This is a genomic window from Rhodococcus opacus B4, assembly GCF_000010805.1.
Taxonomy (GTDB): domain Bacteria; phylum Actinomycetota; class Actinomycetes; order Mycobacteriales; family Mycobacteriaceae; genus Rhodococcus_F; species Rhodococcus_F opacus_C.
Genome location: NC_012522.1, coordinates 6,901,580 through 6,915,549 on the forward strand (window position 1 = coordinate 6,901,580; position 13,970 = coordinate 6,915,549).

At 67.1% G+C, this 13,970-nt stretch carries 13 protein-coding genes and 1 riboswitch; of the genes, 7 read left to right on the plus strand and 6 right to left on the minus strand.

The features are described from left to right. Positions 1-101 precede the first annotated feature (101 nt). A riboswitch (SAM riboswitch) is annotated at positions 102-223 on the minus strand. A gap of 274 nt (positions 224-497) precedes the next feature. The 5 genes from ROP_RS31270 to yhjD all read left to right on the plus strand — a co-directional run bounded on the left by ROP_RS31270 (position 498) and on the right by yhjD (position 6,059). Next, complete coding sequence (locus ROP_RS31270; RefSeq protein WP_015890002.1) at positions 498-1,721, plus strand: NADP-dependent isocitrate dehydrogenase; 1,224 nt, start codon at positions 498-500, stop codon at positions 1,719-1,721. Positions 1,722-1,879: 158 nt separating this feature from the next. Continuing rightward, positions 1,880-3,103: an MFS transporter gene (locus ROP_RS31275; RefSeq protein ID WP_015890003.1), complete on the plus strand. Its 1,224-nt coding sequence runs from the start codon at positions 1,880-1,882 to the stop codon at positions 3,101-3,103. Positions 3,104-3,138: 35 nt separating this feature from the next. Further along, a complete protein-coding gene (locus tag ROP_RS31280; RefSeq protein WP_015890004.1) occupies positions 3,139-3,945 on the plus strand; it encodes an exodeoxyribonuclease III in 807 nt (268 codons plus the stop codon). Between the two features lie 52 nt (positions 3,946-3,997). After that, positions 3,998-5,032 (plus strand): tryptophan--tRNA ligase, encoded by a 1,035-nt coding sequence (gene trpS / locus ROP_RS31285; RefSeq protein WP_015890005.1) that lies wholly within the window; start codon positions 3,998-4,000, stop codon positions 5,030-5,032. A 4-nt stretch (positions 5,033-5,036) separates the two neighbouring features. Then, entirely contained in the window at positions 5,037-6,059 is a 1,023-nt protein-coding gene (yhjD, locus tag ROP_RS31290) for an inner membrane protein YhjD (protein WP_015890006.1), read from the plus strand. A 15-nt stretch (positions 6,060-6,074) separates the two neighbouring features. Here the strand turns inward: yhjD and ROP_RS31295 are convergent, their stop codons facing one another. The 6 genes from ROP_RS31295 to sdhC all read right to left on the minus strand — a co-directional run bounded on the left by ROP_RS31295 (position 6,075) and on the right by sdhC (position 12,021). Beyond that, positions 6,075-7,355 (minus strand): D-alanyl-D-alanine carboxypeptidase family protein, encoded by a 1,281-nt coding sequence (locus tag ROP_RS31295; protein ID WP_015890007.1) that lies wholly within the window; start codon positions 7,353-7,355, stop codon positions 6,075-6,077. A gap of 118 nt (positions 7,356-7,473) precedes the next feature. Further along, the gene (locus ROP_RS31300) at positions 7,474-8,469 is read right to left on the minus strand and encodes a malate dehydrogenase (RefSeq protein ID WP_015890008.1); all 996 of its coding nucleotides are present in this window, start codon (positions 8,467-8,469) and stop codon (positions 7,474-7,476) included. Between the two features lie 156 nt (positions 8,470-8,625). Further along, complete coding sequence (locus ROP_RS31305; protein WP_005256985.1) at positions 8,626-9,405, minus strand: succinate dehydrogenase iron-sulfur subunit; 780 nt, start codon at positions 9,403-9,405, stop codon at positions 8,626-8,628. Then, positions 9,405-11,156 (minus strand): succinate dehydrogenase flavoprotein subunit, encoded by a 1,752-nt coding sequence (gene sdhA, locus ROP_RS31310; RefSeq protein ID WP_015890009.1) that lies wholly within the window; start codon positions 11,154-11,156, stop codon positions 9,405-9,407. The genes ROP_RS31305 and sdhA overlap by 1 nt, the downstream gene beginning before the upstream one ends. A gap of 15 nt (positions 11,157-11,171) precedes the next feature. Next, complete coding sequence (locus ROP_RS31315; RefSeq protein WP_005239887.1) at positions 11,172-11,615, minus strand: succinate dehydrogenase hydrophobic membrane anchor subunit; 444 nt, start codon at positions 11,613-11,615, stop codon at positions 11,172-11,174. Between the two features lies 1 nt (position 11,616). Beyond that, positions 11,617-12,021 carry a succinate dehydrogenase, cytochrome b556 subunit gene (sdhC, locus tag ROP_RS31320; protein WP_005239889.1) on the minus strand — a complete coding sequence of 135 codons (405 nt, stop codon included), beginning with the start codon at positions 12,019-12,021 and terminating at the stop codon, positions 11,617-11,619. 255 nt (positions 12,022-12,276) lie between these two features. On the opposite strand from sdhC, the gene ROP_RS31325 reads away from it, so the two are divergent. After that, entirely contained in the window at positions 12,277-12,681 is a 405-nt protein-coding gene (locus ROP_RS31325) for a cytidine deaminase (protein WP_015890011.1), read from the plus strand. Beyond that, positions 12,674-13,969 (plus strand): thymidine phosphorylase, encoded by a 1,296-nt coding sequence (locus tag ROP_RS31330; protein ID WP_015890012.1) that lies wholly within the window; start codon positions 12,674-12,676, stop codon positions 13,967-13,969. The genes ROP_RS31325 and ROP_RS31330 overlap by 8 nt, the downstream gene beginning before the upstream one ends. Position 13,970 lies beyond the last annotated feature (1 nt).

The following is a 13,970-nucleotide window of genomic DNA, read 5'->3' on the forward strand; positions in this document are numbered from 1 at the left end:
GGTCTGACGAGGGCGCGGACGAGGAGCTGGTTCGTTCGCGCACAGGGCTTGTCTGGGGTCTATCTACGACAACAACAACACATCATGAACCTCCGATGTCGGACCCGCGCTTGTCACCCGACTGTTTGTATGAATCAGGGAACCAGGTCATCACCCGGGGCACCCCACCGCGGTGGAGGGTTGCCGGCCAGCTAGCCGGGGCTCGTTGCTGGCACTCATGACCTGTGGTGAATCTTAGCGGCTGGGGTGGAACGACCGGAAACGGCACCGATCAGGCCTGCTAGCAGGGAAAAATTACCCGCCGGTAGGGGTGGGATCTCGCACCCACATGTTGCGCGCGCCACGCATAGCAGTACGCTTGTCTTGTTAAAGTGCGGTCTCCCCAGCGGCCGCATCGACCGTCTACGTTTGATAAGCGAACCGTTCGCGGACCCACTCACGAAGTGCGCCCGCAACCGTGTAACCAGGGAATCTTCCTAGGAGGACGCGAAGCACCCATGTCCAAGATCAAGGTTGAGGGCACCGTCGTCGAACTCGACGGCGACGAGATGACACGCATCATCTGGCAGTTCATCAAAGACAAGCTGATCCATCCCTACCTGGATGTGAACCTGGAGTACTACGACCTCGGTATCGAGTACCGGGACGAGACGGACGACCAGGTCACCGTCGACGCGGCCAACGCCATCAAGAAGCACGGCGTCGGCGTCAAGTGCGCGACCATCACCCCGGACGAGGCGCGCGTCGAGGAGTTCGGCCTCAAGAAGATGTGGCGGTCGCCCAACGGCACCATCCGCAACATCCTCGGTGGCACGATCTTCCGCGCGCCGATCATCATCTCCAACGTTCCGCGACTGGTTCCGGGCTGGACGAAGCCGATCATCATCGGCCGTCACGCCTTCGGCGACCAGTACCGCGCCACCGACTTCAAGGTCCCCGGCCCGGGCAAGGTGATGATCACCTACACGCCCGAGGACGGCAGCGAGCCGATAGAGCACGAGCTGGTGAACTTCCCCGACGGCGGCGGCGTCGTCCAGGGTCAGTACAACTTCACCAAGTCCATCGAGGACTTCGCGCGCGCCTCGCTCAACTACGGCCTGCAGCAGAACTACCCGGTGTACCTGTCGACGAAGAACACGATCCTCAAGGCGTACGACGGTGCGTTCAAAGACATCTTCCAGCACGTCTACGAGACCGAGTTCAAGCCGGAGTTCGACGCGGCGGGTCTCACCTACGAGCACCGCCTCATCGACGACATGGTCGCGTCGGCGCTCAAGTGGGAGGGCGGCTACGTCTGGGCCTGCAAGAACTACGACGGCGACGTCCAGTCCGACACCGTCGCGCAGGGCTTCGGTTCGCTCGGCCTCATGACCTCCGTGCTGCTGACCCCGGACGGCAACACGTGTGAGGCGGAGGCGGCGCACGGCACCGTGACGCGTCACTTCCGTCAGCACCAGCAGGGCAAGCCGACGTCCACCAACCCCATCGCGTCGATCTTCGCGTGGACCCGTGGACTCGAGCACCGCGGCAAGCTGGACAACACCCCCGACGTCATCGGGTTCGCGCAGGAGCTCGAAGACGTGGTCATCAAGACCGTCGAGGGCGGCCAGATGACCAAGGACCTCGCGATGCTGGTCGGCGGCGACCAGGGCTACCTCACCACCGAGGAGTTCCTCGGCACGCTGGACATCAACCTCCAGAAGGCCATCGCGGAGAAGTAGGCACCGCACGACATCAGAACGGAACGGGACGCTCCCAGGTCGGGGTGTCCCGTTCGTCGTCTCCGGCGAGGCAGGCGAGGTACGGCGGGGACGTGAGTGTGCTCACGCGACGACGGAAGCGGGAAGAGAACCCGGGATGCGGTCGTTGACAGTTCTTCGTGACTACTTCCACCCCGGTGCGCCCCGAGCACCTCGGCGTCATCGCCCGGCATCCGTCCGTCCGCAAGCTCGCCATGATCGCGCTCGCGCTCGGCGGCTTCGGGATCGGCACCACCGAGTTCGTGGCGATGGGACTGCTTCCGGAGATGGCGTCGAGCCTCGGGATCACCGAGCCGACGGCCGGCCACGTCATCTCGGCGTACGCCCTGGGTGTGGTCGTGGGCGCGCCGCTCATCGCCGCGCTCACCGCGCGGGTGCCCCGCAAGGCGCTGCTGATCGCGTTGATGGCGGCATTCACGATCGGCAACGCCGCCACCGTGTTCGCGCCGAACTACGGCGCGCTGATGGCCGCGCGGTTCGTCGCGGGCCTCCCGCACGGCGCGTACTTCGGGGTCGCGGCCCTGGTGGCGGCGCACCTCGCCGAGCGCGGACAGCGGGCCCGGGCGGTCGCGCTCGTCATGATGGGACTGTCGGTGGCGAACGTCGTCGGCGTTCCCGCCGCCTCCTGGCTGGGCCAGGCCCTCGGCTGGCGCAGCGCCTTCGCCCTCGTCGCGCTGATCGGGGTCGTGACGCTGGGTGCGATCTGGTCGTGGGTGCCCTCGCTCGCCGCCATGCGGATGACGAACCCCCTCACCGAACTGGGTGCCCTGCGCCGCGCGCAGGTGTGGATGACGCTGATCATCGGCATGGTCGGGTTCGGTGGCATGTTCGCCGTCTACACGTACATCAGCACCACCCTCACCGACGTCTCGGGGCTGTCGCGGTCGCTGGTGCCGCTGGCCCTGATGATCTACGGGCTGGGCATGGTCGCGGGCAATCTGATCGGCGGCAGGCTCGCCGACAGGGCGCTGATCCCCGGTCTGTTCGCCGCGATGACGGCACTCGGGGTGGTGCTCGGCATCTTCGTCATCGCCTCGCACAACCCGTACGCGGCGCTGCTGCTGGTGTTCTTCGTCGGTGCTGCCGGCGCGTCGATGGTTCCCGGCCTGCAGACCCGGCTGATGGACGTCGCCGCCGACGCCCAGACCCTCGCCGCGTCGCTCAACCACGCGGCCCTCAACATCGCGAACGCGTTCGGGGCGTGGATCGGTGGCGTCGTCATCGCCGCCGGCTACGGCTATACGGCACCGGCCGCGGTGGGTGCGCTGCTCGCCGTCGCGGGCATCGTGGTCCTCACCGCGGCCGTCGCGATGGAACGCCGCAGCGCCCGTTCGTCTCGGTAGCCGCGCTGTCGTACGCGTCCGCTACGGTGCTTGCCGTGCCACACATCATCACCACCGTCAATGTCAACGGAGTCCGCGCGGCCGCCCGCAAGGGGCTCACCGAGTGGATGGAACGCACGGAGGCCGATGTCGTCTGCCTGCAGGAGACGCGGGCATCCGACGAGCAGCTCGCCGAGACCCTCGCGCCCGCCCTGGAGGGCGGATGGAACCTGGCGTCCGCGGAACCGTCGTCGAAGGGGCGCAACGGCGTCGCGATCCTGTCCCGGAAGCCGGCCGACGCCGTCCGCGTCGGCCACGGCGACGAGGAGTTCGCGGCCGCGGGACGTTACATCGAGGCCGACTTCGACGACCTGACCGTGGCGAGTCTGTACCTGCCTTCGGGGGAGGCCCAGACGCCCCGGCAGGAGGAGAAGGAGCGGTTCATGGACTCCTTCGCCCGGTACCTCACCGTCACCGCGGAGGCCGCCGTCGCGGCCGGCAGGCACGTCGTGGTCTGCGGCGACTGGAACATCGCCCACACCGAACTCGACCTGAAGAACTGGAAGACGAACAAGAAGAACTCCGGGTTCCTGCCCCACGAACGGGAGTGGATGTCCGCGCTCTTCGCCGAGGGCGCGCACTGGGCCGACGTCGTGCGCCTGCTCGAACCGGACGTCGCCGGACCGTACTCGTGGTGGTCGTACCGCGGGAAGGCGTTCGACAACGACTCCGGCTGGCGCATCGACTACCAGATCGCCACCCGCGAACTGGCGGAGCGCGCCAAGCAGGCCGTCGTCGAGCGCGCCGAAACCTACGACCAACGGTGGTCCGATCACGCGCCGGTCACCGTCCAGTACCGGTGACGAGCGGTATCTGATTCGTCTCGTCACGGCACACGTGAAAAGATCAGTACTCATGTCGACCCCTGCAGCTCAGAAACCCACCGCGAAACCGCGGGTGCTCTCCGGCATCCAGCCCACCGCCGACTCGTTCCACCTCGGCAACTTCCTGGGTGCGCTGCAGCAGTGGGTGCCTCTGCAGGACGACTTCGACGCGTTCTACTTCATCCCCGACCTGCACGCGATCACGGTGGCGCAGGACCCGAAGGAACTGCGTCGCCGCACCAAGATCGCGGTGGCGCAGTTGCTGGCACTGGGGATCGACCCCGACCGCGCCACGCTGTTCGTCCAGAGCCAGGTGCCCGAGCACGCGCAGCTGGCGTGGGTTCTCAACTGCATCACCGGTTTCGGTGAGGCCAGCCGCATGACCCAGTTCAAGGACAAGTCGGCGAAGCAGGGCAGTGAGAACGCGAGCGTCGGGCTGTTCACGTATCCGGTGCTGATGGCCGCCGACATCCTGCTGTACCGCCCGCAGCGGGTCCCGGTCGGCGAGGACCAGCGTCAGCACCTCGAACTGGCCCGCGACCTCGCCCAGCGGTTCAACACGAGGTTCGGGAAGGCGTTCGTCATTCCCGAGGCCCAGATCATCAAGGGCACCGCCAAGATCTACGACCTGCAGGATCCGACGTCGAAGATGAGCAAGTCCGGTCCCAGCCCCGCGGGTCTGATCAACCTGCTCGACGACCCGAAGGTGTCGGCGAAGAAGATCAAATCCGCGGTCACCGACAACGAGCGGGAGATCCGGTACGACCCGCAGGCCAAGCCCGGGGTGAGTAACCTGCTCACCATCCAGTCAGCGTTGTCCGGCACCCCCGTCGAGACGCTGGTCGCCGGGTACGCGGGCAAGGGCTACGGCGACCTGAAAACCGATACGGCCGACGTACTCGCCGAATTCGTGACACCGTTGAAAGCGAAAGTGGAGGGGTACCTCTCGGACGAGGCGGAACTCGATCGGATCATCGCGGCCGGTGCCCACCGGGCCCGTGAAGTGTCGTCGCAGACGCTGGCGGCCGTGTACGAGAAGGTAGGGTTCCTGACACCGAAGGGATAGCACTGTGGCTGACGAACCGAGTTTTCTCGACAAGCAGCGGGCAGCGCGCCCCTGGTTCGACCATCTGATGCGGGCCGCCCAGCGGTACCAGAATCAGAAGGGTGACTACTACGCGGCGGGTATCACGTATTTCAGTGTGCTCGCACTGATTCCGATCCTGATGGTCGCGTTCGCCATCGCCGGTTTCGTGCTCGCCGGGCAGCCGGAGTTGCTGCAGGAACTGCAGGACGGCATCACGAAGAACGTGCCCGGAAGTCTCGGGGACACGCTCAACACCATCATCGATTCGGCGATCGCGTCCCGCGCCAGCGTGGGTGTGCTGGGTCTGCTCGGTGCCGCCTACGCCGGCCTGGGATGGATGGCGAACCTGCGTGACGCGCTCACGGCGATGTGGGAGAGTCAGCGCGAATCGAAGGGATTCGTGCGCACCAAGCTCGGCGACGCGGTCGCTCTGCTCGGGCTGGGCCTGGCGATGATCGTCTCGATCGGATCGTCCGCGCTGAGCAGCGGTCCGGTGGCCCGGACGGTGGTCGAGGTGCTCAACCTCGACGACGTGACCGGCGTCGACATCGGACTGCGCGCACTGTCGACCGTGCTCTCGCTGGTTGCGACGTGGGCGGTGTTCGCCTGGGTGATCGCCCGGCTGCCCCGGGAGCCCGTGACGTTCCGCAGTGCAATCAAGGCCGCCCTGCTCGCGGCCGTGGTGTTCGAGATCTTCAAGCAGGTCGGGGCCATCTACCTCACCGCCGTCACCGCGGGCCCGGCTGGCGTGGCGTTCGGCCCGATCATCGGTCTGCTCGTGTTCATCTACCTGACGTCCCGGATGCTGCTCTTCTCGACGGCGTGGGCCGCGACCACCAGGGCCAGCATGGAGCTCGCGTTCGTACCGCCGCCGGATCCGGCCGTCATCACCCCGCGGATCGAGGTCCACGAGGGTCCGGGTGTGCGTGGGGGACTCGCCCTCGTCGGTGTGGGCGCCCTCGCCGCGCTCGGCTTGTCCGGACTGTTCACCCGCAGCAAGCGCTGAGCCGAGCGAGGGTCGTCAGCGCCTGCGGGACAGCCGGCGTGCGCAGAGCACCAGCACGACGACGACCGCCGCCCCGACGATCCCCACACCGGCCCGCAGGGCCAGCGTGTTGTCGGGGTGGTCGGAACCGGAGGCGACGACGGAACTCGTGGCGGCGGCCGAATCCTGTTGCGGCGGTGCGGCAAGGACCGCGTCGGACCCGTCCTCGGCCGGGTACAGGTCCTCGAGTGACCCCACCCGTGAGTCGCGGTCGAGGGCGAAACCGTAGTCCAGCAGTCGCGCCGCCTGTTCCCACGGGCGGATCGGCTGCGCCTCGGCTCCCATCAGCGTCACCATCAGGCGGCGGCCGTCGTGATCGGCGCCGCCGACGTACGTGTGGCGCGCATCGTCGGTGAATCCGGTCTTGCCGCCCAGCGCGCCCGGGTAGTTGTAGAGCAGTTGATTGTCGTTGGCGAGGGCGAACGGCGGCCGGTCCTGGTCTTCGGGGATCGCGGGATCCTTCGGGAAACCCGGGAACTGAACGGTTTCCGTGGAGATCAGCTCCGCGAACGTCGGGTTCTTCATCGCGTTGTGGAAGATGAGCGCGAGGTCGAACGGCGAACTGCTCATGCCGGGACCGTCGAGTCCGGACGGGGTCGCGGTTCTCGTGTCGTGGGCGCCGAGGGTGTCGGCGAGACGGTTCATCTTCTCGACCGTCGCGGCGTCGCCGCCGAGTTGCCGGGCGAGGAGGTGGGCGGCGTCGTTCCCCGACGCCATCACCAGCCCCTGCATCAGCTGCCGGTTCGTGTACTGCCCGTTCTTGCCGATCCCGACCGCGCTGCCTTCCACCGCGGCGTCCTCGGCGGTGGCGGTCACGGTCTTGTCCAGATCGAGCTCGTCCAGCGCCACGAGCGCGAGCAGCATCTTGATGGTGCTGGCCGGCCGGTACCGGCCGTGCGGGTCCTTCGCCGCGAGCACGTCACCGCTGTCGATGTCGGCCACCACCCAGCCGGACGCCGCGATGTCGGCGGGTAGCGCGGGGGCGCCGTCGGGAAGCGCCACTCCGCATTCGGCGAGTTTCGGCCCGCCCACCGGCTCGTCGGGCACCGACACGGCGGTCGGCGCCGGATCGCCCGGCTGCGGCACCTCGGACAGGTCGATCGCCGGGGCCGGGGCCGACCGGTGCGGGCAGTCGTCGGTGTTCGGGGTCGTGAACGGAGCCGAGGTGGGGGAGGAGGGAACTGCGGGCGGGATCGCCCCGGCAGCGCTCACCGAGAGTCCGGCCAGCAGGGTTCCGGACACGACCGCGGTACACACTCGACGCCACATCATCGAAGAGGCAGCGTATGCGATGACCGGGCCGGTTCCGAAAACGGACGCGCGTCGACACGCATTCGTGACGTCCGCGCACCGTGCCGGACGGAAGGCGACCGGGTCAGATGAAACCCATGCCCCGGACGGCGTCGCGCTCGGATTCGAGGTCGGCCACCGACGCGTCGATCCGCTTCCGCGAGAAGTCGTCGATCTCCAGCCCCTCCACGACCTGCCAGGCACCGTCGACCGAGCGGACCGGGAACGAGCTCACAAGCCCCTCCGGCACCCCGTAGGCGCCGGTGGAGGGCAGCGCCACGGACGTCCAGTCGCCCTCGGGGGTGCCGAGCACCCAGTCGTGCACGTGGTCGATTGCGGCGTTGGCGGCCGACGCCGCGGAGGATGTTCCGCGGGCCTCGATGATCGCGCTGCCCCGATTCGCGACTGTGGGAATGAAGTCGCCGGTGAGCCATTCGCGGTCGGCGGCGATGTCGGCGCCGGACCGGTCCCCGACCCGCGCGTGGAAGATGTCGGGGTACTGGGTGCTGGAGTGGTTGCCCCAGATCGTGACGCGGCTGATGTCCCTCACCGCGGCGCCGGAGTGCCGTGCCAGCTGGGCGATCGCGCGGTTGTGGTCGAGCCGGGTCAGCGCCGTGAACCGCTCCGCGGGCACATCGGGGGCGTTGTTCGCGGCGACCAGAGCATTGGTGTTGGCCGGGTTACCCACGACCAGCACCCGGACGCCGTCCGCGGCAACCTGATTGATCGCGCGACCCTGCACGGTGAAGATCTGCCCGTTCGCGGCCAGCAGGTCGCCGCGCTCCATCCCCTTGGATCGGGGACGCGATCCGATGAGCAGGGCCACGTCGGTGCCGTCGAAACCCCGCTTCGGGTCGTCGTGGACCTCGACGTCGAGAAGGAGAGGGAAGGCGCTGTCGTCGAGTTCCATCGCGGTACCCTCGGCCGCGGACACCGCAGGCGGAATTTCCAAGAGCCGCAGTCGAATCGGGGTGTCGGGGCCGAGCATCGCGCCCGCGGCGATCCGGAACAGTGCCGCGTATCCGATACTGCCTGCCGCTCCGGTGACCGTGACCACTGCGGGAGTGGGCGACTGCGTCATGTCTGAACCTCGCTGTTCGTCGGGGGCATCCGTTCTCGACATTAGCGCGGGGATCTCACCGTGGGACGGCTCGGACGGTGAGCTCGAGCACGACGCAGGGCGCCCCCGACCGGGTGTGGTCGGGGGCGCCCTGGAACGTGCTCGGCAGACCTGGCGTCAGCGTGCGAACAGCAGCGCGCGCTTGACTTCCTGGATCGCCTTCGTCACCTGGATGCCGCGGGGGCACGCGTCGGTGCAGTTGAACGTGGTCCGGCAACGCCAGACGCCGTCCTTGTCGTTGAGGATGTCGAGACGCTCCGACGCACCCTCGTCACGGCTGTCGAAGATGAAGCGGTGGGCGTTGACGATGGCAGCGGGGCCGAAGTAGCTGCCGTCGCTCCAGTACACCGGGCACGACGTGGTGCAGCAAGCGCACAGAATGCACTTGGTGGTGTCGTCGAAACGAGCCCGGTCGTGCTGCGACTGGATGCGCTCACGGGTGGGCTCGTTGCCGGTGGTGATGAGGAACGGCTTCACGGCGCGGAACGCGTCGAAGAAGGGCTCCATGTCGACGACGAGGTCCTTCTCGACCGGCAGGCCCTTGATGGGCTCGACGGTGATCGTGACCGGCTTGCCGTCCTTGGGGAGCATGTCCTTCATGAGGAGCTTGCAGGCCAGACGGTTGACGCCGTTGATCCGCATCGCGTCCGAACCGCACACGCCGTGGGCGCAGCTGCGGCGGAACGTCAGGGTGCCGTCGAGGTAGCCCTTCACGTACAGGAGCAGGTTCAGCATGCGGTCCGTCGGCAGCGCCGGAACCTGGAAGCTGTCCCAGTGCTGGCCCTCGCCGGACTCCGGGTTCATCCGCGCGATCTTGAGGGTGACCATGACGGCGCCCTCGGGAACGGGAGGGAGGTCCGACTTGTTCTCGCTCTTGTCGACTGCAGGTGCGCTCATCAGTACTTACGCTCCATCGGCTCGTAACGGGTCTGGACTACCGGCTTGTAGTCGAGACGGATGTCGGAGAGCAGGCCGTCGCCCTCCTTGTATGCCATCGTGTGCTTCATGTACTCGGCGTCGTTGCGGTCCGGGAAGTCCTCGCGGGCGTGGCCGCCGCGCGATTCCTTGCGGTTCAGCGCGCCGACGACGGTGACCTCCGCCATTTCGAGGAGGAAGCCGAGCTCGACGGCCTCGAGCAGGTCGCTGTTGTAGCGCTTGCCCTTGTCCTGCACCGTGATGTGGTTGTAGCGCTCCTTCAGCGCGCGCACGTCCTTGAGCGCCTGGGTGAGACGCTCCTCCGTGCGGAACACCGAAGCGTTGTTGTCCATCGACTGCTGCAGCTCGGTGCGGATGTCCGCGACCCGCTCGTGGCCGTGGTCCGACAGGATGGTGGCCATCCACTCGTCGACCATCTTCTCGGGCGACTCCGGCAGGGCGACGAACTCGCTGTTGTTGGCGTGCTCGGCGGCGGCGATGCCGGCGCGGCGTCCGAAGACGTTGATGTCGAGCAGCGAGTTGGTGCCGAGACGGTTCGCGCCGTGGACGGACACGCAGGCGCACTCGCCGGCGGCGTACAGGCCCTGGACGATCTCGTCGTTGTTGCGGAGGACCTCACCGTTGATCCTGGTGGGGATGCCGCCCATGACGTAGTGGCAGGTGGGGTACACCGGCACGGGTTCCTTGACCGGGTCCACACCGAGGTAGGTGCGGGAGAACTCCATGATGTCGGGGAGCTTCTCGTCGAGGACTTCCTCGGGGATGTGGGTCACGTCGATGTAGACGTAGTCCTTGTTCGGTCCCGCGCCGCGTCCCTCGAGGACCTCGAGCACCATCGACCGCGCGACGATGTCACGGGGTGCGAGGTCCTTGATGGTGGGGGCGTAGCGCTCCATGAACCGCTCGCCGTCGGCGTTGCGGAGGATGCCGCCCTCACCGCGCACGGCCTCGGAGATGAGGATGCCGAGCCCGGCCAGGCCTGTGGGATGGAACTGGTGGAACTCCATGTCCTCCAGCGGGAGGCCCTTGCGGAAGATGATGCCCATGCCGTCACCGGTGAGGGTGTGTGCGTTGGACGTCGTCTTGTACATGCGTCCCGAGCCGCCGGTGGCGAACACGATGGACTTCGCGTGGAAGACGTGGATCTCGCCGGTGGCCAGCTCGTAGGCGATGACGCCGGTCGCGACCGGGCCGTTCTCCGTCTCGGTGATCGCGATGTCGAGAGCGTAGAACTCGTTGAAGAACTCGACGTCGTGCTTGACGCAGTTCTGGTAGAGCGTCTGCAGGATCATGTGACCGGTGCGGTCCGCGGCATAACATGCGCGGCGCACGGGGGCCTTACCGTGATCGCGGGTGTGACCACCGAAACGACGCTGGTCGATCTTGCCCTCGGGCGTGCGGTTGAACGGCAGACCCATCTTCTCGAGGTCGAGCACCGCGTCGATGGCCTCCTTGGCCATGATCTCGACGGCGTCCTGGTCGGCGAGGTAGTCGCCGCCCTTGACCGTGTCGAAGGTGTGCCACTCCCAGTTGTCTTCCTCCACGTTCGCCAGCGCGGCGCACATGCCGCCCTGGGCCGCGCCGGTGTGGCTGCGGGTGGGGTAGAGCTTGGTCAGTACGGCGGTGCGGGCGCGGGGACCGGCCTCGATCGCTGCGCGCATGCCGGCGCCGCCGGCACCGACGATGACCACGTCATAACGGTGTTCCTGCATGAAGTCTGTGCTCCCCTAGCTCGCCGAGATATTGGGGTCGAAGGTGAAGATGACGTACGTGCCGAGGCCCATGATCAGGATCATCGAGAGAACGAGGATCGTGGTCAGCCAGAAGCGCGTGGAGTCCTTGCGGGAGTAGTCCGCGATGACCGTGCGGAGTCCGTTTCCGCCGTGCAGCTGGGCAAGCCACAGCATGGTGAGGTCCCAGAACTGCCAGAACGGGCTGGACCAGCGGCCCGCGACGAACGCGAAGTTGATGCGGTGCACGCCGTCGTCGAGCATCAGCATGATGAAGAGGTGGCCGAGCACCAGGAAGATCAGTGCGAGACCGGAGAACCGCATGAACAGCCAGGCGTACAGCTCGAAGTTGTTCTTCGAGGTCCGGCGCGGAGAGCGCGGATTGTCCAGGCTGGCGGGACGGTCGTAGGTCTTGCCGAGACTCTTGGCTTCTGTCGTCATGTCAGTGCCCCGCAAACATGTTGTAGAAGATGCGGCCTGCGCCCGGGATCATCACCAGGAACCAGATCGCGAGGATTACCCAGAGCATCAGGCGCTGGTACTGCGGTCCCTTGGACCAGAAGTCCACCAGCATCACCCGGACGCCGTTCAGTGCGTGGTACAGCACCGCGGCGACGAGAGCGAGCTCCATGAGCCCGACGATCGGGTTCTTGTAGGTCTCGATGACACTGTCGTACGTGTCGGGATTCACACGCACCAGCGCGGTATCCAGCACGTGCACGAATAGGAAGAAGAACGTCATCACGCCTGTGATCCGGTGCAATACCCAGGACCACATTCCGGGGTCGCCCCGGTAAAGCGACCGTGTGCGCTCCTTGGCCGGAGCGGCTTCAGTCGTAGTACTCATCGAGTGCTGTGCCTCCAACGTCATTGGTGGACGTGTCGAGTCTGCGCAGCGTTGCGGACATACCACAACTGGGGACCCGACGTGATCCTGAACCGACTTCTCTGAACTCTAAACCCAACGGAAACGGGGGAACTAATTCGAGTCGGGGTTCGTACCGCCCCTGCAAATGAACTTAGGTTTGCCTCTCCAATACGGATCGGGCCGTCCCGGGCGATTCTCTGCATCCATTCAGCCACCGTGATTGGATGGGTAACCATGGTCGAGATCGATTGGAAACTGTTGCGCACCAACGCGCATGAGGTGATGGGGAGGGCCTACGCGCCCTACTCCGGGTTCGCGGTGGGATCGGCGGCGCTGGTGGACGATGGGCGAATCGTCGTCGGATGCAATGTGGAAAATGTCTCATACGGGTTGGGGCTCTGCGCCGAGTGTGTACTGGTCGGTAACTTGTTTGCGAGCGGCGGCGGGCGATTAATCGCCTTCACCTGCTGTGACGCGAGTGGCGACATACTCATGCCGTGCGGACGCTGCCGGCAGATTCTCTTCGAGCACGGCGGCCCCGGACTGCTCGTCGACCACCGGGCCGGCGTGCGCCCACTGGAACAGCTGCTGCCGGACGCGTTCGGTCCGGAGGAGAAGGGAAGAATCAGCCATGCATGACGCGTCGTCGATCATCGCCGCCAAGCGGGACGGCCGAGAATTGTCCGGTGCAGAGATCGACTGGGTGGTGGAGGCATTCACCCGGGGCGTCGTGGCCGACGAGCAGATGTCGGCTCTGGCGATGGCGATCTTCTTCCGCGGGATGACGCGCGGGGAGGTGAGCCGCTGGACCACGGCGATGATCTCGTCCGGTCACCGTCTCGACTTCACACACCTCGGCCGCCCCACCGTGGACAAGCATTCGACGGGTGGTGTGGGCGACAAGATCACGCTTCCCCTCGCGCCGCTGGTCGCCGCGTGCGGCGCCGCCGTGCCGCAGCTGTCGGGTCGCGGCCTGGGCCACACCGGTGGCACTCTCGACAAGCTCGAGTCGATCCCGGGGTGGCGCGCCGACCTCGACACGTCGGAGATGGCCGAGATCCTGTCCGACCCCGAGGTCGGCGCCGTCGTGTGCGCCGCGGGCTCGGACCTGGCCCCGGCGGACCGGCGGTTGTACGCACTGCGGGACGTCACCGGGACCGTCGAGTCGATTCCCCTGATCGCGAGCTCGATCATGAGCAAGAAGATCGCCGAGGGCACCGGCGCGCTGGTCCTCGACGTGAAGGTCGGCTCGGGCGCGTTCATGAAGAAGCTCGACGATGCACGCGAGTTGGCCCAGACGATGGTCGACCTGGGGAGCGACGCCGGGGTGCGGACGATGGCGGTGCTCACGGCGATGGACGCGCCACTCGGTCACACCGCGGGCAATGCGCTGGAGGTGCGGGAATCGCTGGAGGTGCTCGCCGGGGGCGGCCCGTCCGACGTCGTGGAACTGACGCTCGCGCTCGCGCGAGAAATGTTGAAGGCAGCCGGAATCGACGGCGTCGACCCGGCCGACAAGCTGCGGGACGGGTCCGCCATGGACCGCTGGCGGAGGATGATCGCCGCCCAGGGCGGCGACCCCTACGCCCCGCTGCCGACGGCCCGGCACACCGAGGTGCTGCTCTCCGAGTCGGACGGTGTGGTGTGCGGTCTCGACGCCATGGCCGTCGGGCTCGCCGCCTGGCGACTCGGCGCGGGCCGCGCGCGGCAGGGCGAGCCGGTGCAGGCGGGGGCCGGCATCGAACTGCACGCGAAGCCGGGGGAGACGGTGTCGGTGGGCACCCCGCTCGTCACGCTGCACACCGACACGCCCGAACGGTTCGCCGCGGCGAAAGCCGCACTTTCCGAAGCCTGGACCGTCGTGGCCGACGCGCCGCCGGTGACCACACCGCTCGTCATCGAGCGGATCGAGGATCCCTCGCGCTAAC

Coding starts and splice junctions, on each gene's coding strand:
- sdhC (WP_005239889.1), bottom strand. CDS start 12,021: ATGAGTACTACGACTGAAGCCGCTCCGGCCAAGGAGCGCACACGGTCG.
- ROP_RS31300 (WP_015890008.1), bottom strand. CDS start 8,469: ATGACGCAGTCGCCCACTCCCGCAGTGGTCACGGTCACCGGAGCGGCA.
- trpS (WP_015890005.1), top strand. CDS start 3,998: ATGTCGACCCCTGCAGCTCAGAAACCCACCGCGAAACCGCGGGTGCTC.
- ROP_RS31315 (WP_005239887.1), bottom strand. CDS start 11,615: ATGACGACAGAAGCCAAGAGTCTCGGCAAGACCTACGACCGTCCCGCC.
- sdhA (WP_015890009.1), bottom strand. CDS start 11,156: ATGCAGGAACACCGTTATGACGTGGTCATCGTCGGTGCCGGCGGCGCC.
- ROP_RS31330 (WP_015890012.1), top strand. CDS start 12,674: ATGCATGACGCGTCGTCGATCATCGCCGCCAAGCGGGACGGCCGAGAA.
- ROP_RS31305 (WP_005256985.1), bottom strand. CDS start 9,405: ATGAGCGCACCTGCAGTCGACAAGAGCGAGAACAAGTCGGACCTCCCT.
- ROP_RS31270 (WP_015890002.1), top strand. CDS start 498: ATGTCCAAGATCAAGGTTGAGGGCACCGTCGTCGAACTCGACGGCGAC.
- ROP_RS31325 (WP_015890011.1), top strand. CDS start 12,277: ATGGTCGAGATCGATTGGAAACTGTTGCGCACCAACGCGCATGAGGTG.